Annotated in this window: 24 protein-coding genes and 3 pseudogenes; 19 read left to right on the top strand and 8 right to left on the bottom strand. The window is 60.5% G+C overall.

The genetic code is table 11. The annotated features are described in order from the left end of the window. Positions 1–66 precede the first annotated feature (66 nt). From FN828_RS15035 to FN828_RS21120, 14 genes and pseudogenes are all read left to right on the top strand, one after another. Positions 67–447, top strand: a complete 381-nt coding sequence (locus tag FN828_RS15035) for a DUF3768 domain-containing protein (protein ID WP_009827032.1) — start codon at positions 67–69, stop codon at positions 445–447. Between the two features lie 116 nt (positions 448–563). Further along, positions 564–860, top strand: coding sequence for a hypothetical protein (locus FN828_RS15030; RefSeq protein ID WP_009827033.1), 297 nt, complete (start codon positions 564–566; stop codon positions 858–860). Positions 861–938: 78 nt separating this feature from the next. Then, on the top strand, positions 939–1322 hold the full coding sequence (locus FN828_RS15025; RefSeq protein ID WP_009827034.1) for a DUF6878 family protein: 384 nt from the start codon (positions 939–941) through the stop codon (positions 1320–1322). 1 nt (position 1323) lies between these two features. After that, the gene (locus FN828_RS15020) at positions 1324–1800 is read left to right on the top strand and encodes a DUF6915 family protein (protein ID WP_009827035.1); all 477 of its coding nucleotides are present in this window, start codon (positions 1324–1326) and stop codon (positions 1798–1800) included. 105 nt (positions 1801–1905) lie between these two features. Continuing rightward, on the top strand, positions 1906–2550 hold the full coding sequence (locus tag FN828_RS15015; RefSeq protein ID WP_009827036.1) for a hypothetical protein: 645 nt from the start codon (positions 1906–1908) through the stop codon (positions 2548–2550). Between the two features lie 50 nt (positions 2551–2600). After that, entirely contained in the window at positions 2601–2852 is a 252-nt protein-coding gene (locus tag FN828_RS15010) for a type II toxin-antitoxin system ParD family antitoxin (RefSeq protein WP_009827037.1), read from the top strand. Next, the gene (locus tag FN828_RS15005; RefSeq protein ID WP_009827038.1) at positions 2845–3144 is read left to right on the top strand and encodes a type II toxin-antitoxin system RelE/ParE family toxin; all 300 of its coding nucleotides are present in this window, start codon (positions 2845–2847) and stop codon (positions 3142–3144) included. The genes FN828_RS15010 and FN828_RS15005 overlap by 8 nt, the downstream gene beginning before the upstream one ends. Positions 3145–3270: 126 nt before the next feature. Beyond that, on the top strand, positions 3271–7668 hold the full coding sequence (locus FN828_RS15000; protein ID WP_142494282.1) for a strawberry notch-like NTP hydrolase domain-containing protein: 4398 nt from the start codon (positions 3271–3273) through the stop codon (positions 7666–7668). Beyond that, positions 7665–8711: a DUF7146 domain-containing protein gene (locus tag FN828_RS14995; RefSeq protein WP_009827040.1), complete on the top strand. Its 1047-nt coding sequence runs from the start codon at positions 7665–7667 to the stop codon at positions 8709–8711. The genes FN828_RS15000 and FN828_RS14995 overlap by 4 nt, the downstream gene beginning before the upstream one ends. Before the next feature lie 299 nt (positions 8712–9010). After that, complete coding sequence (locus FN828_RS14990) at positions 9011–9922, top strand: DUF2493 domain-containing protein (RefSeq protein ID WP_142494281.1); 912 nt, start codon at positions 9011–9013, stop codon at positions 9920–9922. A gap of 192 nt (positions 9923–10114) precedes the next feature. Next, positions 10115–11308: a plasmid partitioning protein RepA gene (repA, locus tag FN828_RS14985; RefSeq protein ID WP_009827042.1), complete on the top strand. Its 1194-nt coding sequence runs from the start codon at positions 10115–10117 to the stop codon at positions 11306–11308. Further along, positions 11292–12221: a plasmid partitioning protein RepB gene (gene repB, locus FN828_RS14980; protein ID WP_037954833.1), complete on the top strand. Its 930-nt coding sequence runs from the start codon at positions 11292–11294 to the stop codon at positions 12219–12221. The genes repA and repB overlap by 17 nt, the downstream gene beginning before the upstream one ends. Positions 12222–12434: 213 nt before the next feature. Further along, the gene (gene repC / locus FN828_RS14975; protein WP_037954835.1) at positions 12435–13646 is read left to right on the top strand and encodes a plasmid replication protein RepC; all 1212 of its coding nucleotides are present in this window, start codon (positions 12435–12437) and stop codon (positions 13644–13646) included. A 179-nt stretch (positions 13647–13825) separates the two neighbouring features. Further along, positions 13826–15184, top strand: a pseudogene (locus FN828_RS21120) (ParB/RepB/Spo0J family partition protein); the annotation flags it as partial. Between the two features lie 97 nt (positions 15185–15281). Here the strand turns inward: FN828_RS21120 and FN828_RS14965 are convergent. Continuing rightward, positions 15282–16379, bottom strand: a complete 1098-nt coding sequence (locus FN828_RS14965; RefSeq protein ID WP_084353840.1) for a tyrosine-type recombinase/integrase — start codon at positions 16377–16379, stop codon at positions 15282–15284. A gap of 156 nt (positions 16380–16535) precedes the next feature. Between FN828_RS14965 and FN828_RS14960 the strand changes: the two genes are divergently transcribed. Then, a complete protein-coding gene (locus tag FN828_RS14960; protein WP_235891496.1) occupies positions 16536–16922 on the top strand; it encodes a DUF1403 family protein in 387 nt (128 codons plus the stop codon). Here FN828_RS14960 and FN828_RS21115 read toward each other — a convergent pair. Next, the gene (locus tag FN828_RS21115; RefSeq protein WP_142494280.1) at positions 16806–17420 is read right to left on the bottom strand and encodes an ImmA/IrrE family metallo-endopeptidase; all 615 of its coding nucleotides are present in this window, start codon (positions 17418–17420) and stop codon (positions 16806–16808) included. The genes FN828_RS14960 and FN828_RS21115 overlap by 117 nt on opposite strands. Then, positions 17420–17776, bottom strand: a complete 357-nt coding sequence (locus FN828_RS21110) for a helix-turn-helix domain-containing protein (protein ID WP_133357971.1) — start codon at positions 17774–17776, stop codon at positions 17420–17422. Before FN828_RS21110 ends, FN828_RS21115 begins: the two co-directional genes overlap by 1 nt. A 1018-nt stretch (positions 17777–18794) precedes the next feature. Here FN828_RS21110 and FN828_RS14945 point away from each other — a divergent pair. The 4 genes from FN828_RS14945 to FN828_RS14930 all read left to right on the top strand — a co-directional run bounded on the left by FN828_RS14945 (position 18795) and on the right by FN828_RS14930 (position 21359). Continuing rightward, positions 18795–19010, top strand: a complete 216-nt coding sequence (locus FN828_RS14945) for a hypothetical protein (RefSeq protein ID WP_142494279.1) — start codon at positions 18795–18797, stop codon at positions 19008–19010. Positions 19011–19162: 152 nt separating this feature from the next. Continuing rightward, positions 19163–19477, top strand: a complete 315-nt coding sequence (locus FN828_RS14940) for a type II toxin-antitoxin system TacA family antitoxin (protein WP_142494278.1) — start codon at positions 19163–19165, stop codon at positions 19475–19477. Next, the gene (locus FN828_RS14935; RefSeq protein ID WP_142494277.1) at positions 19467–20015 is read left to right on the top strand and encodes a GNAT family protein; all 549 of its coding nucleotides are present in this window, start codon (positions 19467–19469) and stop codon (positions 20013–20015) included. Before FN828_RS14940 ends, FN828_RS14935 begins: the two co-directional genes overlap by 11 nt. A gap of 174 nt (positions 20016–20189) precedes the next feature. Further along, complete coding sequence (locus tag FN828_RS14930; protein WP_142494276.1) at positions 20190–21359, top strand: SIR2 family protein; 1170 nt, start codon at positions 20190–20192, stop codon at positions 21357–21359. A gap of 274 nt (positions 21360–21633) precedes the next feature. On the opposite strand, the pseudogene FN828_RS14925 reads toward FN828_RS14930, so the two are convergent. The 5 genes and pseudogenes from FN828_RS14925 to FN828_RS14910 all read right to left on the bottom strand — a co-directional run. Next, positions 21634–22020, bottom strand: a pseudogene (locus FN828_RS14925) (VirB8/TrbF family protein); the annotation flags it as partial. A gap of 10 nt (positions 22021–22030) precedes the next feature. After that, a complete protein-coding gene (locus FN828_RS14920; protein WP_229861760.1) occupies positions 22031–22858 on the bottom strand; it encodes a type IV secretion system protein in 828 nt (275 codons plus the stop codon). Then, a complete protein-coding gene (locus tag FN828_RS14915) occupies positions 22858–23991 on the bottom strand; it encodes a lytic transglycosylase domain-containing protein (protein WP_407682148.1) in 1134 nt (377 codons plus the stop codon). The genes FN828_RS14920 and FN828_RS14915 overlap by 1 nt, the downstream gene beginning before the upstream one ends. Positions 23992–24001: 10 nt before the next feature. Next, positions 24002–24169, bottom strand: coding sequence for a hypothetical protein (locus FN828_RS20595; RefSeq protein ID WP_185959040.1), 168 nt, complete (start codon positions 24167–24169; stop codon positions 24002–24004). Then, a pseudogene (locus FN828_RS14910) lies at positions 24166–25179 on the bottom strand (VirB4 family type IV secretion system protein); the annotation flags it as partial. The gene FN828_RS20595 and the pseudogene FN828_RS14910, both read right to left, overlap by 4 nt. Positions 25180–25268: the final 89 nt, after the last annotated feature.

Below are 25268 nucleotides of genomic sequence, written 5' to 3'. Positions count from 1 at the left end.
CTCTTTCCGGCTGACGGGTTGCCGACAGCCGATATCGGATCGGCTGGCCCGTCCCGGAGACATCCTATGACCACCAGACTCGACCTCGATCCTGTTCAGGAAGCCGCACGCATCGCCGCGCAGAATGACGCGTTTCGCAATTCCATCCTCGGCAATCCTTCCGTTGCCGATGCCCCGCAGGGACAGTTTGTGATGACATGTGGCGTCGCCGCGCTTGGACCCGACGCACAACTGGAACTCACACGCCGCGTTGCCGCGTTCGACGCCTTCAATGCCGACAGTGACCCGCAGGGATTGCACGAGATGGGGGTCATCGAATTCAATGGCACGAAGGTTTGGTTCAAGATCGACTTGTACGACGTCGATTATCAGTACGGCTCGCCTGAGCCTTCCGACCCGAAACAGACGCGTCGCGTGCTGACCTTGCTTCTCCCGTCGGAATACTGACGCCCTCCACCCCCAATCGCCGCCCCGGGCCGTCCTTGCATAAAGGGCGGTCCTTTCGGGCTGGCGGGTTTCAAGGGGCGCGATGATCGCGTCCGGCCTGCTGCAGGAGACCAGAGATGGCCAAGACACTCGATTACCAGATCACCCTCTATCCCGCGCATCGTGACGGCGCCTTCGTTGTTACCCAGTTCCATATGATGGCGACCTACCCCGAAAAGCGCGTCCAGGCCGCGGGCATGGACGATTTGATCGACAAGGTGACGCAGTTCGCAATGGAGCATGGTGAGAGTTGCAGTGCTTCGGTGCGTTGCCTCGCCCCGCGCAAACCGCCGGGGTTCAAGCGCGCGACCGAGAATCTGTATTTCAACCTGGTTGACCGGACGGCTGAAAACCGCGGCGACGCTGCGGCCTGAAGCCCCCCAAAGGAAACTCCGGGGCGGCCTCGCGTAACGGTCGCCCTCCCCTCTCCCAATTCCAAAGGACAAAAAGACATGACACAAGCGACTGATTTCTACGCACAGATGCTCGAATCCCAGAGACGCGCATCCGAAGAGCGGGGCGAGACTCGCGCTGCCCTTCTCTCCGAGCTGCGTGCCTTCGGCGTGACCAGCATCGAGGTGCAATATGAAGGCTACGGCGATTCCGGCAATGTCGAGGATGTCGTCGTGACACCCGACACGATCACGCTGACAGAAGAGTTGCGACGCCGGGTTGAAGATTTTGGTTGGGATTTCGCCTATGCGCTGAGCCCCGGATTCGAGAACAACGAGGGCGGTTATGGCGAGCTGACCTGGGCGCTCGAGACGGACAAGATCGATGTTAGCCACTCGAACCGCTATATCGAAACCAACACCACCGAACACGAGGGGCTCTGACATGGCACATCCCCTCCACCACGCCGAAAGCTCCGCCCGAAAATTCGGCGGTGTTCCAGATGACTATCAGTTCGTGCATGACTGGTTTGACTCATCCAAAGAGCACCTAGGTCTCTTTGTTCACAGAGCCCAAAAACATCATACAGTCGGGATCTATGATGCCGAACGTCACTTCGGCCGCAGCCTGACCAACAGCGCGGGCCGGGTCGTCCCGATCCGCTGGATCGGTGAGCAGCATGTGCGCGAGGACTGCCAGGGACGGATCCCGTCGCTGGCGGACTGGCTTGTCCGCATTCAGCCGGAACCGTGGATGGCCAATGGCCGGATCGACAACGATCCTACGCAGATTGTTGGCGATCCGCGTGCGGTCTGGATCGAGGCGGTCTCCAATCACCAGACCATTCTCGGTTTTGAGGACTGGCTGCTGAAGGTCTCTGTCGAGCACATCCAGCATCGCCAAAACCGCGCCGCTGCCTGATCCGCCGGCCAGAAAACTCACCAACCACCGGATCCCATCCACTTCGACCCGCCTGCGCCACAACCGGCTTGGCGGGTCGATTGCGTTTCAAGAAAGGATATCGACATGCAAGACCCTGTCTACGAGGAGGCCTACCAAGGCCACGTCATCAAGATCTATCACGACCCCGATTCTGAGAACCCAAGGGAGTGGTCCAACCTCGGAGCGCTGATCTGTTGGCACCGCCGATACCGGCTGGGGGACAGCCACCGGTTCGACTGCCCCGAGGCGTTCCTGCGCGATCTTGCGGGCGTCTCGGATCAGAGCGATCTTTCACTGGATCGCCTCCGCGAGCGCGCCGAGCGCAAGGCAATCATCTTGCCCGTGTACCTCTACGACCATTCCGGCCTCGCGATGAACACCATCGAGTTCCATTGTCCGTGGGATTCCGGCCAAGTTGGCTTTGTATACGTAACGCTCGAAACGGTTCGAAAGGAGTTCGGCGCGAAGCGCGTCACCAAGGCGATGCGCGAAAAGGCCAAGGACATTCTGCGCGCTGAGATCGTCACCTTCGATGCCTACCTCGGCGGACGGGTTTATGGCTATGTCGTCGAGCGTGACGGTGAAGAGATCGACGCCTGTTGGGGGTTCTTCGAGCACTATGATCTGGACTGCCTGTCCGAGGCGCGGGCGGTTGTAGATCCTCTGATTTTGCGAGAGGTACAAAGACCCGCCGCTGCGGAACAGGGCGCAAGCCCACCCCCGAGTTGAAACGCCCGCAATACTCATATATCTTATTCATGCGTATTACGGAGGTGAGCATGGCAAGCACAAGCGTCACACTTGGCCCCCATTGGGACGAATTCATCGCCCTGATGCTTAAAGAGGGGCGTTACGGGTCAACCAGCGAGTTGATCCGCGCCTCTCTGCGCCTGATGGAGGAGCAGGAAGGTCAGCGGGCGCGGCTTCGCGTTGCGCTGATGGAGGGCAAACAATCCGGTGACGCCGGTCCGCTTGACATGGATGAGATCAAGCGCGACGCGCGGAGCCGCTCTGGCGCTTCTGATGCGTGACATTCATCACTCTCAGGCGGCAAAATCCGACCTCGTCGATATCTGGGTCGAGACAGACCGACAGTGGGGCGAGGCGCAGGCGGACCGCTATCTCGATGATATCGATCGCGCCCTGAAGGGTCTCATCGCCAACCCGCAAATGGGGTCTGACTGTTCCGATCTCTTGCAGGGTGCGCGTAAACTGATCACGGGCCGGCACCTCGTGTTCTACGAGGTGGACCCGGACAGGATCTTCGTGATCCGAGTCTTGCATCAGTCCATGGACGTGCCGAGGCATCTGCGGTCGTCCTGATAACGGGCGAATTCGCACCGGGGCTTTGCCATGAAAGAGCGAGAGGCAGGGCAGGAGGGGTGACCCCTCCCGGGTGAGAGAGTGCGCGCGGGGCTTGGGGCCAACCCTAAACCCCGGAGATTGCCGATGAACGCTCACCCCCATTCCGTCCAACTTGCAACCGAGCCCGACGCCCCTGCCCTGCCAGAGGCTCCGGGCTTCGCCCAACACCTGATGCAGGTTGCGAAAGCCCTCGTCCCCCTGTTCGAGGCGGGCAGGTCCATCGACGCCGCCGCCCTTCGCACTGCGATGGAGCAAGCCTTCGGTGCCAGCGACACCAGCGGCTCCTGGATCTGGAAGGATGCTTACGAAGCCGCAGAGGTCGCCCAGATCCTGATGCTTTCGCGCTACGGTGCGCTGATGCAGCGCCAGGTATCCGCGCCGCGGGCATTTCTCACCATGATCGAGCGTCTCGCCGGTCTGGCCCCCTCCCACACGCGGCGCTCTGAAGACAGTGTCCGCCTGCAACAATTCTCGACCCCTCTGCCCCTCGCGGCCATCGTTGCGCAGGCGGCGGGCTTTCGGGACGACGACCTGGTGCTCGAGCCTTCGGCCGGTACCGGCCTGCTGGCGATTTTCGCAAAGATTGCAGGCGCTCGCCTGGCGCTGAATGAGCTTGCCGAGACCCGCCGCGCCCTGCTGGGACATCTGTTCCCCGGTGCAGTCGTCTCGGATCACGATGCCGCCTCGATCGATGACCGGCTGGATCGGTCGATCACGCCCTCGGTCATCGTGATGAACCCACCGTTTTCTGCGGCCAACCATGTCGACGGCCGGTTCCGGCAGGCCACCAGCCAACATGTCCTGTCCGCCCTAGCGCGTCTCGCGCCGGGTGGGCGGCTTGTCGTCATCACCGGCGAGAGCTTCCGCCCCTCGACGAAATCCTTTCAGTCGACGTTTCAGCGGATCGCACAAAGCGCCGATGTGGTATTTTCCGCCGCTATCGACGGCAAGGTCTTTGCGCGGCATGGCACCACGATCGACACACGGCTGACGGTGATCGACAAGCGTGCGACTGGCGCTGATGAGATCGCATCGGTCGAAAGCGAGGCCGTCTACCATCCGATCTGCGCGACCACCGCCGACCTTCTCAACGCAGTGCTCACCCACTGCCCGCAGCGCCACAGCCCCTCGCCCTGCCCCACCAGTACGGCCCTGTCGGCTCCGACCGCTTCGACCCGCACCAACCTGCAGGCCCTGCGCAATGCCGCGCGCAAGGAAACCCGTGCCCTCGCCGAAGAACGCGCAAGGCACCCGTTTGACGATATCACGACGGCCCCGATCGACTACCTGCCGAAGGCTTGGAGCCAACCCGACGGCACGCTGCAGGACACGGTCTACGAGGCCTATGACCTTCAGGCGATCAGGATCGATGGCGCGGCGGAGCACCCGACAGCACTTGTCCAATCCGCAGCCATGGCGTCTGTCCCGCCGCCCGTGCCGACCTATCGCCCAGTCTTGCCGAAGTCCCTTGTCGCTGACGGCCTCCTCTCCGCTCCGCAGCTCGAAAGCGTGATCTACGCGGGCAACGCGCATGAGACGCATCTCAAGGGCTGGTTCAAGCGCGGCGAGATCGAAGGCCAGTTGATGGCGGCGGCCGAGGGCGACGAAGGCGCGTTTCGCCTGCGCAAGGGCTGGTTTCTGGGTGATGGCACGGGATGCGGTAAAGGGCGACAGGTTGCCGGTATCATCCTCGATAATTGGCTCAAAGGGCGCCGACGGGCCGTTTGGGTCTCGAAGAGCGACAAGCTCATCGAAGATGCGCGTCGCGACTGGATAGCGCTCGGGGGACGCGAAAGCGATATCGTGCCGCTCTCGAAGTTCCGCCAGGGCAGCGACATCCGCCTGCCCGAGGGCATCCTCTTCGTCACCTACGCCACGCTGCGCTCGGCTGAACGTGAGGGCAAAGCCTCCCGCCTCGATCAGGTCACGTCCTGGCTCAGCGATGGGTTCGACGGGGTCATTGCTTTTGATGAAAGCCATGCCATGGCGAATGCTGCCGGAGAAAAGTCCGACCGCGGCGACAAGAAGGCGTCCCAGCAGGGCCTCGCTGGCCTCGCGCTGCAGAACGCCGCGCCCGATGCACGGGTTCTCTATGTCTCGGCGACCGGTGCCACAGTCGTCGGCAATCTTGCCTATGCTTCGCGCCTCGGTCTCTGGGGCACCGGCGATTTCCCCTTCGTGACGCGGGCCGAGTTCGTCGCCGCGATGGAGGCCGGGGGCATTGCGGCCATGGAGATGATCTCGCGCGACCTGAAGGCGCTTGGGCTCTATCTGGCGCGGTCCCTCTCCTATGCCGGGGTCGAATACGAGATGCTGGTCCATGAGCTGAGCCCCGCTCAAGTCGCCATATACGACAGCTACGCCGATGCCTACCAGATCATCCACAACAACCTTGAGGCAGCGCTTCAGGCCTCGGGTATTTCTTCTGAGACCGGCACGCTGAACGCCCAAGCGAAATCCGCCGCGCGTTCGGCCTTCGAGAGCAACAAGCAGCGCTTCTTCAACCATCTCATCACCGCCATGAAATGTCCCTCGCTGATCCGCGCCATCGAGGCGGACCTTGCAGCAGGGCACTCGGCCGTGATTCAGGTGGTCTCGACCAGCGAAGCGGTGATGGAACGCCGTCTCGAGGAGATTCCGGCCTCGGACTGGGACGATCTGCAGGTCGATTTCACGCCGAGGGAGAACATCATGGACTACCTGATGCACAGCTTCCCGACGCAGCTTTTTGAGCCTTACACCGACGAGAATGGCGATCTGCGCTCGCGCCCCGCCCTCGATTGCGATGGCAACCCGATCATCTGCCGCGAGGCGGAGCGGCGGCGGGATGATCTTGTCGAGCATCTTGGGGCCCTCGCCCCGGTGCAGGGCGCGCTCGACCAGATCCTCTGGCATTTCGGAGGCGATGCAGTGGCTGAGGTCACGGGGCGCAAGCGGCGCATCGTCAAGACGCGTGAGGGGCGGCTCAAGGTCGAGAACCGCCCCGCCTCCTCCAACCTCGGCGAAACCCAGGCCTTCATGGACGATGCAAAACGCATCCTGATCTTCTCCGATGCGGGTGGCACCGGGCGCAGCTACCACGCCGATCTCGGGGCCAAGAACCAGCGCCTTCGGGTGCATTACCTCCTGGAGCCCGGGTGGAAGGCCGACAATGCGATTCAGGGTCTCGGGAGGACCAACCGCACGAACCAGGCGCAGCCGCCACTCTTTCGCCCCGTCGCCACAGACGTGAAGGGCGAGAAGCGCTTTCTCTCCACCATCGCCCGCCGCCTCGACACGCTGGGTGCCATCACCAAGGGACAGCGCGAGACCGGCGGTCAGAACATGTTCCGTGCCGAGGACAACCTTGAGAGCCCCTACGCACGCGCTGCGCTGCGCCAGTTCTTCTACAAGCTGCGTGCGGGTAAGATCGAGGCCTGCTCCTATGCGAAATTCCAGGAGATGACCGGGCTGACGCTCGATGACGCGGACGGCACGATGAAGGAAACCCTGCCGCCGATCCAGCAGTTCCTGAACCGCTGCCTTGCTCTGAGGATTGACGTGCAAGACGCAATTTTCGAGGCCTTCGGCGGGTTCCTCTCGGCGATCATCGAAGACGCGCGGCAGGCGGGCACGCTGGATGTCGGCCTCGAGACCCTGCGCGCGGAGAAGTTCGAGATCGTCGATCGCAAGGTCATCTTCGAGCATGAGGCGACGGGGGCGACGGCCACTGCGCTGACCGTGGAGCGCACAGACCGCAACGATCCTCTCGCCCTGCCCCGGGTCAAATCGATCTGCGCAAACACAGAGGGCGCGACGCTCTGCTGGAACACGACCTCCAAACGCGCGGCGCTGATGGTGAAGGCGCCCGCCTTCATGGACGAAGACGGTGTGCCGATCCTGCGGGTGAAACTGCTGCGGCCCATGGGAACCGAGATCCTCGCGGCCAGCGAATTTTCGACCTCGCATTGGGAGGAGATTGATGACTCGATGTTCGAACATCTCTGGCAGACCGAAGTCGCCGCCGTGCCGGAGTTCACCACCTCGAAGATCACGCTGATCTGCGGGCTGCTCCTGCCGATCTGGGATCGGCTGCCCGCTGACAACATGCGCATCTATCGCCTGCAGACCGAGGATGGGGAACGCGCCATCGGCCGTCTGGTCAGCCAGGATCAGCTTCTCAATGTCTTTGCACGCCTTGGTCTCGATTGCCAGATCGAGATGACGCCGCGGGAAGTGCTCGCCGCCGTGATGGAAGCCAGGACGACGCTGAACCTCCTCGGCGGCTATCAGCTGCGCCGGTCGCTGGTCATGGGGCAGCCGAGGCTTGAGCTGATAGGTGCTTCAGGCGCGGCCCTGCCCGGACTGAAGGCAATGGGCTGTTTCACGGAAGTGATCCAGTGGAAGACGCGGGTGTTCATTCCGGTCGACGGCATCGAGGTGCTGACACGGGTCCTTGCCGAGCATCCAGTTGGCGCCGGCACATCGGAGGCCGCCGCATGAGCGCGCGCCACAGTATCGCGGACCTCTCGGCCGATCTGGCAGACCATGCCGAGAGTTTCTGCCGCCAGTATTTCCCCGAGGGGCGCAAGCTGGGTAATTATTGGCAGGTCGGCGACACGTCCGGTGCAAAGGGCCAGAGCCTCGCCATCCGTCTGCAGGCGCAGGTTGGTCGTAAAGCCGGGTCCTGGCAAGATTTCGCGACGGGTGAATATGGCGACCTGATCGACCTGCTGCATGAACGGCTTGGGTCTGTCACGCTCAAGGAGACCCTGAGGGAGGCTCGATCCTTCCTCGGCGAAGCCCCCTGCCCTGCCGTACCTCGAGACACCCAAAGGGCTGAGCGCCCGGATGCAGCCTCCAGCAAACGCATCGCGCGGGCGCGCAAACTTTTCGCTGCTGGCAAGCCGGTGTTTGGCACCTTGGCCGCCACCTATCTGCAGGGGCGCGGGATCACACGGCTCGGCCCGGCCCTGCGCTATCACGCGCGTGTCTTCCTGCGGCAGGGCGAGGACGACCCCGATCTGCTGGAACGGGCCCCTGCCCTACTGGCAAAGATCACCGACAATCGCGGCCAGATCACCGGATGCGCAAGGGTTTTTCTCGACCCGTCCACCGGCGGTTTGGCCGAGATCGAGAGCCCGAAGCGGATCCTCGGACAGCTGCACGGCCATGCCATCCGCTTCTGGTCCGGCAAGGCGCGCAGCGATCTCATCGTCGGTGAAGGTCTCGAGAACACCCTCTCGGTCGGCACGGCTCTCCCCGAGTTCGATCTCGCCTCCTGTCTCACTGCCACCCATCTCGGCCTCTTCATCCCGCCGCCGAGGATCAAGCGTATCTGGATCGCGCGGGACAATGACGAAGCTGGACGCGACGCATCAATAAGATTGCTTAACCAACTGGAATCGCTTGGAATTACCTGTGGTGATCTCGTACCAAACATGGGCGATTTCAACGACGATCTGCGGGCATTTGGCAAAGATGCGCTGCGCCGTTCTCTGCTAAAGGCCATGAAAGCACAAGGTCTGGAGATCGAGGACGGGTGACCGCCTGCCTACCCATTGATGTCCGACAGGGCAAAGGTTCCGCCGGTTCGATCTGATCCCGTTTGGACAAGGGGAGCGATGGACCAGCGGGTCGGGGCTGAGTGCCCCTCGCCCGGGCAGCAATGCGCCCGCTACCCGGAAAATTCCCCTCCCCTTTCAGGGCATTCCTCGCGGGACCAATTTTCCGGTCCGGGTCACATTCTCCGCTTCGCTCCGATCCTGACGGATGCGGCCCGGTCGCCGCCGGTCCTGACATCGCCCCATCCAAATCGGGTCAGATCAAACAGAGGAACCAGACAATGCCCCATCAGACAGACATCCAAGAGGAGACCGGCGTGACCTCCGCCATCCTCGACCACCTCGCACTTCACGTCGCAACGCCCGGGCCCGGCGAGACCGATCATCGCCCCCTGCCCCAGCCCGACGAGGTCGAACTCGCCATGGCGACGCTCTTTGACACCACCATCGGCCTCCTCACCGGAAGCCAGTTGGAAGACAATCTCGAAGAGATGCTCTGGTCCCTGACCTCGATCTTCCATCGCCGGCTCACCCATATCCAGAAGCTCCTCGATGACAACGAATTCGAGGTCCGGGAAAGTCTGGCCATCCAGGACGGCTCCGAGGTCGCCTCGGTCGAACTCGAGCGCCTCCAGATGATCGGGCTGAAGCTCTGGGACCATCGCGACGCTTTCGAGCAGATGCGCGATCTGGCCGTGGACCACTTCTCGGCCGCCACCGGTTCACCCTGGCTGCCCCGCACCGGATCCAAGGTCTCGCATCGCGGTCTCACCTCCGCCGTGGTGGACAGCCGGGCCTATCTCTCGGCCAAGCGGCGCAAGGAGACCGAGGTTCACTGCCCCGAAGGCACGCGGATCGCCTTCTCGGGCGGGGACTATCACGCCTACGACCTGATCTGGTCCGTCCTCGATGCCACCCATGCGAAATACCCCGACATGGTGCTCTTGCACGGTGGCACGCCCAAAGGCGCCGAGATGATCGCGGCCCGCTGGGCAGATACCCGAGGTGTCACCCAGGTGGTCTTCAGGCCCGACTGGAAGAGCCATGGCAAGGCTGCCCCCTTCAAGCGCAACGACAAGATGCTCGAGACCATGCCCCAGGGTCTGATCGCCACGCCCGGTTCGGGCATCACCGAGAATATCGTCGACAAGGCCCGCAAACTCGGCATCCGCATCAAGAGGATCGGGGCTTAGGCCCCGGTTCACGCACCGCGCAGGAGATCCCGCACGACCACAGCCTCGGAGTAATGGAACGCTACCCTTGTGGTGGACTTGGTGCACGACGCAATATCTAGAAAGTGCTTGCACGAATCTGGCTGGTCGGGCAATAGTCTCGAAAAATAACGCGCGGTCACATAAAAAACGCGCCCACGGATCGGGGCAGACATGAGCGAAGCAGAACAGGATCTTGATATCGCCATCGGGCACTACGCGGAACTTCTCGCGTCGAACCTGCATGCTCAGCGCGCTGCGCACTTCCCACCAGATGCAAAGAAGGTGATGCGCACTTTGACCAGCGGCGAAGCTGCTGAGCTCCTTGGCGTCGACCATACCTATCTTCGGAAGCTTCATCGAGAAGGAAAGATCGTTGACGTCGAGACGACGGCGGGAAGTCATCGCCGCTATACGCTCGACGATATCTGGGAAATCCGGCAGACGCTTGAAGGAAATGCAAAAAAGTCTGGAACTTACGTGCCTGGGCGTCGCGACGGTGACGAGCTTCAAGTCATATCAGTGGTGAACTTCAAGGGCGGCTCCGGCAAAACGACGACGTCTGCTCACCTCGCTCAGCGCTTGGCGCTAAAGGGGTACAGGGTTCTTGCGATCGATCTCGACCCCCAAGCATCTCTTTCGGCTCTTCATGGAATCCAGCCAGAACTCGACCTTATGGAGGGCGGAACCCTCTATGATGCCGTTCGCTACGACGATCCGGTTCCGATCGCCGAAGTGATCCGCAAGACTTACATCCGCGGCCTTGATCTTATCCCGGGCAACCTTGAACTCATGGAGTTCGAGCACGAGACGCCTGCTGCTATCCAGCGAGGCGGAGCGAAGGCGTTCTTCGCGAGAGTTCATGACGCACTCGATAGTGTTGAAGCAAACTACGACGTTGTTGTGATCGACTGCCCGCCGCAGCTTGGTTTCTTGACGATGTCAGCACTTTCTGCGTCCTCGGGTGTCCTCGTGACGGTTCACCCGCAGATGCTTGACCTCATGTCGATGTCTCAATTCCTGCGAATGACTGCGGATCTCCTGGGAGTGATCAGGGATGCAGGCGCAAATCTGCGCTTCGATTGGCTGCGCTTCTTGCCAACGCGATACAAAGTCGGCGACGCGCCACAAACCGAAGTCATCGCCTTCATTCGCGGGCTGTTTGGGAGGTCGGTCCTGACCAATCACATGGTTGAATCGACCGCAATATCTGATGCCGGCTTGACCAAGCAAACGCTCTACGAAGCTGACAAAAAGGACTTCACGCGTCAGACGTTTGATCGTGCGATCGAATCCATGAACGCAGTGAACGATGAGATCGCTGAAATCATCCAGAACACATGGGGTCGGAATGGCAAGAAAGCCTAAACTTGGCCTGCCGCTGCAGACCCTTCGCAACGCTCCTGACGCTCTTGAAGGGCGCCGACTGCGTGGCGGTGTATTTGAGATCGATCCGGCGCAGATCCTTACCGAAGGACGGTTGGATGACAGGCTTCAGATTGAAGTTGAGGGCCTGAAGAACTCTATTTCCAAGAACGGTCAGCGTGTGCCCGTCTTGGTGCGCCCACTGGAAGGCGATCGCTACAACCTGATCTATGGCCGCAGACGCTTGGAAGCATGTCGCGAACTCGGTATCAAAGTTCGAGCCATCGTCACAGAGGTTGAGGGTGATCAAGCGCTTCGAGATCAGCTTCTCGAGAACCAAGAGCGTCGTGATCTGAGCTTTATTGAGCGTGCGCTCGTTGCGACGGCACTTCTGGACGGTGATCATTTGGAAGGGGCTGAGCGCACCAATCGAGGTGTCGCCGAAGTCCTTAACCTCCACGAAGCCGGGGTTTCACAACTCTTGAGTGTCGTTCGGACGGTCGGCGAGGAACTCATCCAGGCAATTGGTGCGGCTCCCGGGATTGGTCGCCCGAGATGGGAAGAGCTCAAAAAGGCTTTGGGTGCCTACGACGGTGATCGAGACCAACTGCAAGCCGTAGCTCATGCAGCCAAGTCCGAAAGTTCCGGCTCGGTCGATGAGGTTTCTGAGCGTGCGTTTCTCGCAGTTCTGGCAGCCGCGAAGAGCGCAGAGAAGAAAGCAAGCCCGTCTAGAAAAGGCGTGCCTGCTTTGGCGATCCCCGGTGTCGGAGCTGCGACGGTCAAGACCAGCCGCCAAGGCAAGCAGCTTAAACTCGATCTGACTACGGATGAACCTGATTTTATCAGCTGGTTGGAGGGCAATGCCCCAAAGCTGATTACCGAGCTTCATGAGCGCTGGAAGCGTTCAGAAGACTGAGGAAGAGCAACCAACAAGAAGGAGGCACGATACAGGCAAAAAGAAAAAGGCCCCGAGAAGCTAGCTTCACGAGACCTTTGTAAGGTTTCGCACCGGGATCAGCCCGCTACAAAATCTCAGTTTTCGCACTTCTGAATGTAGCGTTCTGGCCCCTACCCCGCAAGCGCAAAGCGATTCGCGGGCCCTAGAATTTTTGTCTTCGTGAACATTTTCATGGAGTACACACCAATTTCGCCGTTTATGCGGCCGATTTCGCACGCTCATTTGCGCGTCATCGAGCGACCCGAGGCATCTGTTCCGGCCAGACCCGTTAACAAGTGGGAACTCCTGCGCGAGCTCTCCAAGGCGCAAGCGGCCTTTGGGGTCTCGGAACGTGATCTGACTGTTTTGCAGGGGCTCCTCAGCTTCTTTCCGGACGATGCGCTTGGCGGGAACGCCGAGATGGTCGTCTTCCCCTCGAACAAGGCGATCTGCGAGCGCCTGAATGGCATGCCGTGCTCAACGATGCGTCGTCACCTCGCGCGTCTCGTCGAGGCTGGCTTGCTCCAGCGGCGCGATAGCCCCAATGGGAAGCGCTACGTCCGCAAGCACGGCGAAGACCGCGTCGCCTTTGGCTTCGATCTTTCCCCGCTCTACTGCCAGTCCGAGGAGATAGCACGGGCCGCAGAGGCCGTACGTGAGGCTGAGGAGCGCGTCAGGCGCCTGAGAGAGGTCGTAAGCCTCATGCGACGCGATCTCGCGGCCCTCGCCGAGTTCGGAGACGAGATGCAGCCAGGCCTAGGCTTCTGGGATCAGCTTCGCGACAAGGCTGCCCTCACAGCCCGCGCGCTTCGCCGCAAGCTTTCAATTGAGGACCTCGCGGCCTATCGAGCCGATCTTGAAGCTCTCCTTGACCAGGCACGCAACATCATTGATGGCCCTGAAACAGAAGAAATGAACACCAATGATGCCCAATCTGAGCGTCACCATCATAATTCAAATAAAGAATCTATAGATTTTGAGCCGGCTTTAGAAAAAAGCGGGGCGGCGGCGGGTGTGCCAGATGTGGATACGAATGAGCCGGTGGCTGACGTTGATGAACAGGACACAAGACATCTGCCAAAGATCCCGCTTCACCTAGTGATAGCGGCATGTCCCTCGCTGAAGACCTTCTACCAAGGTGAGATCCGGCATTGGCATCAGCTTTTCGATGCGGCGGGCCATGTGCGGCCAGCCATGGGGATCAGTGCGTCTGCATGGGAAGAAGCACAGCGGTTCATGGGTCCGGAGCAAGCGTCGATCGTCGTTGCTGCGATGCTGGAACGCTTCGCCGACATAAGATCGCCTGGTGGATACTTGCGAGCTCTGACTGCCAAAGCTGCGGCCGGCGAGTTCTCCTGTGGGCCGATGGTCATGGCATTGATTGGGCGACGATCTGCAGCTTAACAGCTGTTAAGGTTGAGAGACTGCGTACTTTTCCGCCACCTCGGGACTGTCGACTTAACAGCTGTTAAAGTCCTGCCTCGCGAGCGTCAGAATATGAGAGGGAAAGGGTTGTTGGTTTGAGGGTGACGGGAAGTGAGATCGGAAGAGTGGCTTCCGGCGCCCGTCGTGGAGGAGATCTGATGGCGAAACCTGCCCAGAAAGTCACCCAGTCCCCGTTCCGGGACATTCCCTTCGACAAGCTCGTGCTGAGCCAGTCCAACGTCCGGCGCATCAAGGCCGGCATCTCGGTCGAGGAACTGGCCGAAGACATCGCCCGCCGCGGGTTGCTGCAAAGCCTGTGCGTCCGGCCCGTTCTGGCGGATGATGGGTCCGAGACAGGCAAGTTCAAAATACCCGCTGGCGGTAGGCGCTTCCAGGCCCTGTCACTCTTGGTGAAGCAGAAGCGCCTGGCCAAGACGACGCCCATTCCCTGCTTCGTGCGGGATGCGAAGTCCACGATCCTCGCCGAAGACGACTCGCTCGCCGAGAACATGAAGCGCGCTGTCCTGCATCCACTCGATCAGTTCCGCGCCTTCGTGGCGCTGCAGGAGAAGGGTCAGGGCGACGAAGAGATCGCAACCGCCTTCTTCGTCAGGCCGCAGGTGATCAAACAGCGCTTGAAACTCGCCGTCGTGGCCCCTGCCCTGCTCGAGCTTTATGCCGAGGATGAAATGACGCTGGAGCAGCTGATGGCCTTGACGGTTAACCCGGATCATGAGCGCCAGGTTCAGGTCTGGGAGGCGATCCGCTCGTCCTGGAACAAGGAGCCCTATCAGATCCGGCGGATGCTGACGGAAACCTCGGTGCGGGCATCCGATCGTCGTGCTGTCTTTGTCGGCATCGATGCCTATGAGTCTGCTGGCGGCACCATGTTGCACGACCTCTTCCAGGGCGATGACGGCGGCTGGCTGGAAGACCCCGCCCTGTTCGATCGTCTGGTCAGCGAGAAGCTTCAGGCTGAAGCCGAAGCCATTGCGACCGAAGGTTGGAAATGGATCGAGGTCTCGCTCGACCTGCCCTATGGCTACAGCCACGGTTTGCGGCGGCTGAGCGGAGACCCGGCACCGATGACGGATGACGAAGGCGCGGCCCATGCCAAGCTTCTTGCCGAATACCGGGCGCTCGAAGAGGAATACGAGGGCCAGGATGAATTCCCCGAGGAAGTCGACGCGCGACTTGGCGAGTTGGAAATTGCGATGGAGAAGCTCGAGACTCGGCCGTTGATCTTCGACGATGAAGAGATCGCGCGGGCAGGGGCTTTTGTGACGCTTTATCGCATGGCGAGCTTGTCGTTAATCGCGGCTTTGTCCGGCCCGAGGATGAGCCTCGGGAATACGCTGATGTCTTCAGCTGTGAACCGACAGCAGGGCGCTGAGCTTTCAACGGGGAGTTACGCGGATGGTATCGGCCACGGTACGGAAATCACTTCTGCTGGTCAAGCGCTTGGCGCGAACGCACGCGACGACGAGGACGATGGTGCGTTGAAGCCCTTGCCTGAGCCCGTTCCCGACACCGAGCAGGCTGAAGATGCAGATCTTCTTGACTTCATCAGCTCAGACCGGCCAAGGATTAATGACAGGATGACAGTTCGCAAGATTACAATCCAGCGGCTTTCGTCAGGTTCACGCGGAAGCGGTCGCGGCGGCGTTGGTAGCGGCGGGTCATCTGTGCCGAAGCGTGGCCAAGGTGCTTCTGCACATACCGCTCGTCCACCTCGGCCGAACTGGCGAGACCTGCGCGCAGAGAATGGCCAGAGAACAGTGCCAGGCGTTCCTTTTCGGGCAGTTCGGATCGGATGCCGGCGTCCAGGACCGTTCGCTTGATCAGCCGCGCGACATGCTTGTCGTTCAGCCTTGTCTCCAGGGCCTTCTTTCCACCCCGAGTGGTGCCGACAAAGACCGGCCCGAAGTCGATCCTGGCGAAGTGCAACCACTGCTCGAGCGCATGCACAGGGCAGCTGGAGTTAGACGATCCCAGACCGATCTCGACCTCGCGCCAGCCGGTCTTGGCGTTGAGCGTCAGCACGGCGCCGTCGTCGAGGATCTCGATCCAGCCGCCTGAATCGGGCGTGTCGTCCTTTCCGACATCCAGGCTGACGATCTCGGAGCGGCGGAGCCCGCCGGCGTACCCGAGGAGCAGGATGGCGCGGTCCCTGAGCCCGCGCAGGTCGTAGGGCAGGGTGGCGACCATCGCGAGGATGTCCTCGGCCAGGATCGCTTCCTTCTGCACCGGCGGACGGGCGTGTTTGCGTTTGATCCCGGCCAGCACTGTTGCGATGTGGCGGTTCTTACGATCGAGGACAAAGCCGCGTTGCGCATAGTTCCAGGCAAGGCCGGAGAGGCGACGTTCGATGGTACTGACCGATAGGGCAGGGGAGGGGCCCGCTCCGGACGCCAGGTCTGCGAGATAAAGCCCGATCATTTCAGGCGACGGGGGCAGAGGCTCCGCGCCCTTCATCCGACACCACCGCGCGAAATGCGCCCAATCCTTGGCATAGGCTTTCAGCGTATTGTCAGAAGCTGCGGCGCGCGCATAATCTCGGGCGGCGTCGACCAGGCGATCAAGGCTGCCGGATCCCGCGACGTGGGCGGGTAGGGAGATGTCGTCGCTTTTTTCTTGATCGCTGTCGCCGTTCTGAGCGATACAAAACGCACCAGAGTTTGATGATGTCGACTTCTCGTCCTCTGAGGGCATTTTCCAGTGAATCCGGTGGTGAAATTAAACTGCGTCCTAGCATATCTCTTGATGTCCGATAATGCAAACTTATTGGACGTAATTGCGCGCGACATAGCGGGGCGGTTTGCGCATCATATTGTGGACGAAAGCGCCGCGAGAGACTAGTGTTGTGGCATGACATATCAGCCCGCCACCATCTCTGACGACCTGAACACCCTACCGCAGCTGCCGGGCTGGGTCACCTCCAGGCGTGCCGAAACCCTTGAAACTGTGGCCTTTCGGTCGGGGGCGGCGCTGACGGTGCTCGATCAGCTGATCAGTGATCCCAGGCATGGTGTGCCCGTGAAACTGCTCGCCAACCGGCTGGCACTGAGTGCGGCGACGGTCACCTCGAAACTGGAAGGGCGGCTGGCGAGGGAGGCGGACATCCGCGATGCCTATCACCTAGCACCGCCAGGCGAGGCGCGGGGCCCGGATGGCGATCTGCTGGCCTTCTGGCGCGAGGCCGTGCGGCTTAGCACGCTTAAACGCGCCAGATATGTTCAACCGCATACGCATTAACTCCTTACTCACACCATACTGCGCTGCCGCCATTTCAATCGAAAGGCGTTGTCTCGCAATCGCGTGGGCGGAGGGACCTGGAACCAACAGGGTTGGTCCCAGCCAATGCGCCTCCTCTTCATCTCGGGCATTGAACATGCGTACACCAGTTTCATCACTCAAAGGCAGCGGGACGTGATGAAGGAGTCCGTGTGCCAGTTCGTGAGCAAGATCCGCCGTTTGACGTGGCTTCTCGTGGCCATCGTTCAAGATCACAAGCCGTGCAGTACCCTTGTGAATGGTGACTGCAGAAAATCCCTTTGCGCCTGTGCATTGCCGAAGGCGTGCGACGTCGAGTGGGTGCTCTTTCTGGAATGACGAAAGATCAACAACGATGTGCTCAAGGTGTTTTGCGAGGCTCCATGGGCACAGTTTTCCGGTTTCAGGGATGCCGAGTTCGCGTCGAACATCCTGAGCGTACCATTCCGCATCGGTCTTGAAGCCCCGCCTTAGTGCCATCAGTGCGTCCTCAGGCCCTCATATGCGGATTGAATGATGCGCTCGAGAGCGTCTGCCTGTTCTTTTCCTAAGTTTGGGTCTGCGCGGAACAACATCAGTGCTTTGGTCAACGACGAGGGCTCGCCATTCTGACTGCTGTCGTGCGCGCGCATGAAATCGTCGGCGCTCAGTTTCGCCCATGAGCACAGAGATGCTAGGCTGTCTACATCCGGTCTCTTCCCTTGCGAGATCCGCGTGAGCGATGAAGCGCTCACCCCCGACTGTTCTGCAACCTTTCTCCAGGTGAGCTTCCGTTCCTCCCGTACCGCGTCCAACGCGGCGTAGAAGCCGTTCCCGTCGAATTGCACACTAGGCATGGTGTTCGACTCTTGCAATTTTCATTTTGGCCCCGTATGTGTTGTTTCAGGATTTCATTATAGCAACGCTGTTGCGAATCCGTAAAGCACAGACACTGCGGCAAATGGGGCGGTTCAATATGAGGAAGAGCATCGAGGACGACCTGAAGGCCATCGGCTTGGGCCTCGACGCTGGCATCCTGCCGACCGTGTTCAATCGGGGGGTCATTCGGCCCGACAGCTCCTCGGTTGTCTTGAAACCTTCGGGCCAGGAGATAGCTGATGCACGGCACCAATCGACACGATCCGCAACCCGACCGTGGGAACGGACCGCCGGAGGGCAAGGGACGACCGGACAATCCCGGGCGCCCGATTCCGGAGCACCGTTCGTCCAGCCAGGACTACGGTCTCGCTATGCGGAAGGCATAGGGGAATGCCGGGACGCGTACCCGGGTCTGCTCGCGTTTCCTCAAGAAAGGCAGATGTGGCTCTTCGCTGAGAGCGATCTGATCGAAGGCCTAGGTAGAAGAGCCGCATTTGCCATTCAACTTCCCTATACCACCAGAAGGCCGGTTCAAGCCTGGGGCTTTTGGACCACTGCTGTCAGTAAAACATGGATCGGGCCGAGGCATACGAATTTTCCCGATGGCTCGATTTGCGCATTCGAGCCGCGAGACAAGACATGGCTTCCCGGCGGTTCGGTGACCGGACTGCTCGACCTATATAGCCTCTGGGCCGTGCGGCATCTCTACCTCGAGAAATACGGAAAATGGCCCGGCCGGCAATCTGTGCCGATTGCAGCTGAGAGACTGCTCGAACTCGGCGACGATGAGTTTTGCGGATGTGAACATCCATTCGGGAAATACGCCCAGTGCTGTCGGTCATCTGACCAGAAGAACACCTCCGGTTCTGAGCTACTGGATTTTGCAATGAAGACCCGCAGGCCTCCAGCGGAGGTTCTTCGGTTTGTTTGGAACCCAACCAGCCCTCCGCCTCGGAGGGACCCAATAACACGCCAGACTTGAGAAGGAGAATTCAGATGGCAGGCAAAGGCAACGGCGGGAGCTATCGCGGCGCGAAATCGGGGCGGTACGTGACAAAGGCTTATGGGAAGTCACATCCGCGCACGACGGTAAAAGAAGCGCCTGGCAAGAGTGGTTCTACCGGTGGCAGCTATCGGAGCGCAATTTCCGGGCGCTTCGTGACGGCAAAGCATGGCAAGGCGAACCCGGGTACGACCGTTCGAGAAAAGTGAGTTTGCCTCTCGCCCAGAGAACGTGTTAGTCAGGCTTTGTTTTAGCGTACGGAAATTCGCCGTACACTTGACATGTACGACGATATGCCGTACATAGCTGCGTGTGAGTGGCATCTTGCCGCTTGACGTCGTTTCGGATCAAGGAGGCAACCATGTTGGCGTTTGAGGATAGCACTGTCGCTGTCGACGAGCCCAAGAGCGCTCGGCTGGAAGCGCGTACACAGCCTTCGGTGAAGGATGCGATCAGTCGCGCAGCAACCTTGAGCGGTGTTGAGGTAAGCTCCTTTGTTGTGAGCGCTGCATACAAGGCCGCGCAGACGACGATTGAAGCTCATAAGTTGACGGCGTTGGAGAGCGAGGCGGATCGTGCTGCGTTCTTTGGCGCGCTCGAAAATCCTCCGAAGCCGAATAATCGGCTGAAGCAGGCTTTTGCATTGCGCGAGACGCTGATCGCGAATGCCGACTGACGCCGCCGTAGACGCCAAGTTCACAATCGAGCCGTTCGATGCCAAGAGCCAGGATCGAACGGCTTTTTCCTGTGGTGTCCCCCAGATCGACAATTACCTGAAGTTGACGGCCAAGAAGGGGTCCAAGGCTGATGTCGTCCGGATCTGGGTCGTGCTAGACGATGACCGTAGAACCCTTGGGTTCTACGGGATCAACATGCATGCGGTTGTTGCGGAAGACATGCCTGATGAGCTGGCCAGGAAGGCGCCAAGGCATGGCATGCTGCCAGCTGCATTCATTTCCATGATCGGCGTCGATCAAACGATGCAGGTAAAGGGCTTGGGCAGCGCATTGCTTGCCGATGCGCTCAACCGGATTGGGCGCGTCTCAGACGAAATTGGAACCTGTGCCGTCCTTCTCGATGTGTTCGACTGCGGAAACCCCGAAATCGTGGCGCGCCGAAAAGCATACTACGAGGCGTTCGGTTTTACCCCGTTGCCAGATCAGCCGTTGCGCCTGTTCATGCCGATCCAGACAGTGCGGGCGCTGTCCGGTTGATCGCTCATTGGGCGCCGAAAGTCATGTGCATGACGCGAATGCAAAAAATCTGAACTCAAAGGAAAGTGACTAAGACATTCTGACCCTATGGTTTGCGACAGTGAACAGTCTAGCATGTTCTGAATTTGTTCCGCATAATAAACTAACAAAACCAAAACAACACGATTCGAGCAGATGGACAGCAAGGTTCTATCATCAATTAGACATGCAGAGGTTGGACGCCTGCAAACACTGCTCGCCGAGCACCGCCAGCCGGTTCTGTTGCTAGGAGCAGGGGCTTCCGTTACATCCGGTGTGCCAGCGGCCGGTGAAACAGTGAACCGCGCAGCGAAGTGGGCATACTGTAAGTCGCATGGTCGGTCTCCGATGGACCCAGGCGTCGTTGATTCTGATTGGATACCTTGGCTTGAACAGCAGTCTTGGTTCAAACGGGGGGTTGGTCTCCCCGACCAATACCCTGTTGCGATCGACAACCTTTTGGGAATTGGACAGGATCGAAGAGAGTTCTTCGAGCAACTTATCAGCCGTGGTGTGAAGCCCGGACAGGGGTATCGGGCGCTAGCACGGATTTTAGACAACGGTTGGGTTGCAACGGTTCTAACGACAAACTTTGATCATTGCATTGATCGAGCGGCCGTTCTTGAAGCAGTGCCGCCCTTCTTGGTCAAGATCCGCACTGCGTCGGATTGGGTCCAGTTCAAAACGTCGCCAGCAAACCCGCAGTTAATCCACATCCATGGATCGGTTGAGCACTACTCCGACAAGAATTTGGCCGAAGATGTATTGAAGTTGGACCAAGAGACCGTCGAGCATATCAAGCCTCTTTTGCGTGATCACCCATTGATTGTAGTTGGGTATCGCGGAATGGAGCCATCGGTCATGAAAGACCTTCTTGAAAACCAAATTGACTATGCAAATGGGTTCAAAAACGGGGTCTTCTGGTGCGATATGAAGCGCAGCATAGGCGAATCCCTCTCGCCTCTGGTACAATCTTTTGCGGACAAGATTGGTTCAAACTTCAATCGGGTTCCAATTGATGGCTTCGATCAACTATTGAAGACGGACCTGCTGGAGCAACTCGTTGCTCGGCAGACTCCCTTGAAACAACTTGGGCCGGTCAGCGCCCCGAGTTCTCTTCCTTTGGACATGCGCCCTTTTCAATCCGGGCGGTTCGAAGATCTGGATGAACAGGTTCTTTTCCAGCGGTTGAAGCAGTACGCCGACAAGCACTACGAACCTTATCCTGAGCGCTTTAACTCTGATTGGGTCAAAGAACGCGCGGTTGTTAAGAAGCTCCTGCATCAAACTGAAGGTGATCCGGAAAGTTCGGCGCCTACAGGATAGACGTCCCAGACAGCAACACCGGCGCCGATGCCGTTCCACTTCACCCGGACATGGCATGATGGTGCCAAGGTAAATCCGTTCAGGCAGTTTGCCGCGAGCTCTGCTGAAGGCAAAGGTATAGGCTCGCAAAGAACATGTTCCCGCTGGTGAAGCCTTTGACGGTCAATGCTACCTTCGGCCCAGCCTGCTTAGGCGGGCCAACTGTGCCAGCATTCGCGCGCCTGAGCTGCCCGAACCAGTGTCAGGGTTCGTCGGAACGGTTTGGCTAGTCGGCATTGGCCGAGTTCCAGATCTGGCGCAGTGAGGCCCCTGCTGCACGGTCCGAACGGCGCAACACGCTGCGGATGCGCACGTCATTGTCGAGCTGGTTGTAGACCTCGCGGTCCGTCACGTAGCGGAAGACCTCCGCCTCGATAATGGCGCGGTTCTCGGTGACGGTGGTGGCCCCGACGGTGGCTTCGGGGAGGGCGAAGCCGGTGGCGGGATCGTAAGGCACAACAACTGGGGGCGGATCGACATCGAGGATGGCCACGGCGGCCGCGCTGAGGCAGCCCAGGATGCCAAAGCCGAGGCCGATGAGTCCCAGGCGCTGCCAGAGCCGTTCCCGTCTCAGTGCGCCGTAGACCAGTTCCTCCTCGATGATGGCGGTTTCTTCGTCCAACAATCAGTCCTCAATCCGCGCTCAGTTCCGGAAGCGTGAACTCCATGAAGCGTTGTTCTTCGGCGATGGTGGCGGCATCGATCACGCCGCCGGTGCCATCTCCTACGGTCTGGATCGCTTCGAGCTGCCACATGGCGACGAGCGCGATGGCGAGCTCTGCCGTCACCCGCGTGTTGAGATCGACGCTCTCCTTGAGCTCATCCATGTCGTCGATGAGCCCGACGAGCCGGTCGACACGTTCGAGCGACTGCCCGGCATCCTCATAGCTGTTCTGGGCCGCGGCCGAGACCAGCGCGCCGGTCGTGGCCTGTGTCGCCACGCGCACGGCCCCGGGATTGCCGCTGCGGGCCATTTCCGAGAGCGTGTCCTCGTCGAAGCCGAGATCGGCCAGCACCCGGTCCATCTGGGTTTCGATCTCGACGGCGCCGGATCCGGTGAGCCCGGAAAAATCCCCCGTCTTGATGGCTTGAATCGTGGCGATGATGTCGCCGAACTCCTGGTCCAGGAGACCGTTTAGTTCGTCTTCCATCTGTGTCCGGATGATCTCGGGCAACTCTGCGAGACGCGTTAACGCCTCATACGTTCGTTGTAGCTCGGCGAGCTGCTCCGTGAGCGTGGCAAGCTGTTCGCGGAGCTGCACGAGTTGCTCGTTTTGCAGGATCTCGTCCTCGATCATCTGCCGGAGCTGCTGGATGTTTTGGGCGATGTTCTGGGTGTCCACGACCGGCACGCCCTGGGCCAGGGCGGGGGCACTGGTCACGAAAGGCGAGCAAAGCGCCAAGACGCTGGCCAGGGTCAACGCGCGAAATGGTGCTGAAATGAACATTCTGCGGGCCATCAATCCAGATCCTCCAATGTGAACTCCATGAATTCGTTCTCGACCATGCGGGCCGCGGCCTGGGCCAATTGGGCCGCACTGAGCGGTTGGGTCCGTGCGGCTTTCAGGCGAATGCGCGCGGCCATCAGCCGGACCAGTTCGGCGCGGGCATAGGTGTTGAGCGCCATGCTCTCCTGGATGTCCTGGGTCGCGCCGATCATGGTGACGATGTCCTGGACGCGCAGGGCGGCCTGCCGGATGGCGGCGGGGGAATTGCTGCCGTAGAAGGCGGCGCCGAACCCGCTGAACGAGAGATTGGCGTTGGTGAGAAGCGCGGGGTCGATCGTGCCGAGCGCTTCGATGCCGCCGATCCGCGCGAGGTAGAGATTGTAGCGTTCGGGGATGACCCTGATGTAGTGCTGGGTCTCCTTGAAGGGCGGTACACCGCCATATTCGAACACACGGCCAGGCCCGGCGTTATAGGCCGCGAGCGCGTTGACGACGTTGCCGTCGAAGGTGGTGAGCTGGGCCGCGAGGTAGCGCGCGCCGCCCTCGACCTGCAGGTAGGGGCTGTCATAATATTCCGGGTTGATCCCGAGATCGCTTGCGGTGCCCGGCATGATTTGGGTGAGGCCGAAAGCGCCCACGGGCGAGCGTGCGCCGATGGAGAAGCGGCTCTCCTGCCAGATGAGCGCCTGCAGGAGGGCGCGCCATTGCACGACGGAAAGACCGGCCCGCCCGACCCCGGGCCGCCCGTGGGTCTCCTGGGCGACCCGGATGATCAGCTGCTCGATGTTTTCTGCCGCATCCCCGAACATACCCGCGCCGCCGGGGTTGGGATCGACATCGCCGGAGCCGTAGACCGCCGCTGCGGATCGGTCCGGATCGCCGCCGCCGCCCTCGAAGTCTGCGACCATACCCGGCAGCCCCTGGCCGCCGAAGCTCGTCTGCGCGTCGAGGATGGCGCGCAGCGTGGCGAGCTGTTCCCGTTCGATCTCGGTCAGCAACTCTTCGACGGTGAGTTTCTCACGCTGGACGGCGAGGTCAGCGTCCCGGTCGCCCGTCTCGACGATATCGCGGGCCGTCAGCCCGGAATCGTTGGTGGGAACGCCCTGGCCGAGCGCGGCTGCCGGCAGGAGAGCCGCAAGGAGGATATGTGCGACCCTAGGCCTCAACGCTGTCGTCCGGGTTTCCGATGGGTGTGAAAATGCAATCCGGCTCGGCGCGGTCGAGCGAGGCGCGGAAAGCGAAACAGTTGGCCTTGGGTTCGCGATATTCGGCGCAGGAAGAGAGAACGCCGAGCGCGGCGAGGAGGATAAGGGGTCGGATCATGAGAGCCTCCAGAAATCAGGACGGTCGCGGTAGTCGGGGCCGACGAGGGCCTCGCCCTTTTCCATGCCGCCGAGGATGGTGAGGAGGGGGCCGAGGGCGGAGAGGTCGGCATCGACCACCACCGAGCCACCGTCGTCACGGATGAGCGCGAGGCGGCTGTCGCTGCCGGTGTTCAGGAGCACGTCGAGTTCCTTCTCGAAGAGGTTCAGCATCGCGTAATCCGAGGCGTGCGCCCGGATGTTGGGGAGCAGGATCTGGGTTGGCACCGCCTCGACGATGGTCTTGCCGGTCCGCGTGCGTTCGAGCTGGCTCGCATATTGCGTCATCATCACCGCGACCGTGTTCTGTTTCCGGGCGGTCACCAGCCAGTTCGAGAGCCGTTCGGCAAAGTATGGGTTGTCGAGCGCCTTCCATGCCTCGTCGATCACGATGATGGTGGGACGCCGGTCCTCGATCTCTCGCTCAATCCGGCGGAAAAGATAGGAGAGCACCGCCATGCGCTCCTTCTCGCTTTCGCTGTCGAGAATGCCGGTCAGGTCGAACCCCACGACGTCGCCATCAAGCGAGAAAGTGTCCTCCAGGCTTTGGCCGAAAATCCAGCCGTATCGCCCATCCTCGGTCCATTCGAGAAGCCGCTGGTGAAGATCGCCATTGTCGTCGGTCGAGACAAAGAGCGAGGCGAAGTCCTTCCAGTTCCGCAAGGCCGGGTTGGTGGCTGTGGAGTTCTGGCGGACCACCTCCTTGATGCGGTTCGTTTGCGCCGGGGTCAGGGGCTTGTCGGAGCGGTAGAGCAAGGAGGCGAGCCAATCCGAAAGCCAGGCCGTGCCGCGCTCATCGATCTCGGTCCAGAGCGGGTTGAGGCCGGTCGCCTGTCCCGCCTTGATCGAGGCGTAGCGCCCGCCATTGGCGCGGACGGCCATTTCCATCCCGAGCCGGTAGTCGAAAACGAAGATGCGCGCGCCGACCCGCCGGGCTTGCGTCATGAGGAAGGCCGAGAGGACGGATGTCACTGTACCCTCATTAATCAGAATTGCCTTTAAAATTATCGTTTGTTTTCAGCGGCACGATGTACCCTTAATTTTCATATTGTACCGTTAAT

The sequence above is a fragment of the Thalassovita litoralis genome (assembly GCF_900182725.1).
Taxonomy (GTDB): Bacteria; Pseudomonadota; Alphaproteobacteria; order Rhodobacterales; family Rhodobacteraceae; genus Thalassobius; species Thalassobius litoralis.
The sequence above is the reverse complement of the archived record's forward strand: the minus strand, read 5'-3'. Positions and strand labels throughout refer to the sequence as shown.

Coding starts and splice junctions, on each gene's coding strand:
- FN828_RS14930 (WP_142494276.1), top strand. CDS start 20,190: ATGGACAGCAAGGTTCTATCATCAATTAGACATGCAGAGGTTGGACGC.
- FN828_RS15020 (WP_009827035.1), top strand. CDS start 1,324: ATGGCACATCCCCTCCACCACGCCGAAAGCTCCGCCCGAAAATTCGGC.
- FN828_RS14960 (WP_235891496.1), top strand. CDS start 16,536: ATGACATATCAGCCCGCCACCATCTCTGACGACCTGAACACCCTACCG.
- FN828_RS14940 (WP_142494278.1), top strand. CDS start 19,163: ATGTTGGCGTTTGAGGATAGCACTGTCGCTGTCGACGAGCCCAAGAGC.
- FN828_RS14920 (WP_229861760.1), bottom strand. CDS start 22,858: ATGGCCCGCAGAATGTTCATTTCAGCACCATTTCGCGCGTTGACCCTG.
- FN828_RS14935 (WP_142494277.1), top strand. CDS start 19,467: ATGCCGACTGACGCCGCCGTAGACGCCAAGTTCACAATCGAGCCGTTC.
- FN828_RS14990 (WP_142494281.1), top strand. CDS start 9,011: ATGCCCCATCAGACAGACATCCAAGAGGAGACCGGCGTGACCTCCGCC.
- repC (WP_037954835.1), top strand. CDS start 12,435: ATGGAGTACACACCAATTTCGCCGTTTATGCGGCCGATTTCGCACGCT.
- FN828_RS20595 (WP_185959040.1), bottom strand. CDS start 24,169: ATGATCCGACCCCTTATCCTCCTCGCCGCGCTCGGCGTTCTCTCTTCC.
- FN828_RS15010 (WP_009827037.1), top strand. CDS start 2,601: ATGGCAAGCACAAGCGTCACACTTGGCCCCCATTGGGACGAATTCATC.
- repB (WP_037954833.1), top strand. CDS start 11,292: ATGGCAAGAAAGCCTAAACTTGGCCTGCCGCTGCAGACCCTTCGCAAC.
- repA (WP_009827042.1), top strand. CDS start 10,115: ATGAGCGAAGCAGAACAGGATCTTGATATCGCCATCGGGCACTACGCG.
- FN828_RS15005 (WP_009827038.1), top strand. CDS start 2,845: ATGCGTGACATTCATCACTCTCAGGCGGCAAAATCCGACCTCGTCGAT.
- FN828_RS15025 (WP_009827034.1), top strand. CDS start 939: ATGACACAAGCGACTGATTTCTACGCACAGATGCTCGAATCCCAGAGA.
- FN828_RS14945 (WP_142494279.1), top strand. CDS start 18,795: ATGGCAGGCAAAGGCAACGGCGGGAGCTATCGCGGCGCGAAATCGGGG.
- FN828_RS15030 (WP_009827033.1), top strand. CDS start 564: ATGGCCAAGACACTCGATTACCAGATCACCCTCTATCCCGCGCATCGT.
- FN828_RS21115 (WP_142494280.1), bottom strand. CDS start 17,420: ATGGCACTAAGGCGGGGCTTCAAGACCGATGCGGAATGGTACGCTCAG.
- FN828_RS14995 (WP_009827040.1), top strand. CDS start 7,665: ATGAGCGCGCGCCACAGTATCGCGGACCTCTCGGCCGATCTGGCAGAC.
- FN828_RS15035 (WP_009827032.1), top strand. CDS start 67: ATGACCACCAGACTCGACCTCGATCCTGTTCAGGAAGCCGCACGCATC.
- FN828_RS15015 (WP_009827036.1), top strand. CDS start 1,906: ATGCAAGACCCTGTCTACGAGGAGGCCTACCAAGGCCACGTCATCAAG.
- FN828_RS15000 (WP_142494282.1), top strand. CDS start 3,271: ATGAACGCTCACCCCCATTCCGTCCAACTTGCAACCGAGCCCGACGCC.
- FN828_RS14965 (WP_084353840.1), bottom strand. CDS start 16,379: ATGCCCTCAGAGGACGAGAAGTCGACATCATCAAACTCTGGTGCGTTT.
- FN828_RS21110 (WP_133357971.1), bottom strand. CDS start 17,776: ATGCCTAGTGTGCAATTCGACGGGAACGGCTTCTACGCCGCGTTGGAC.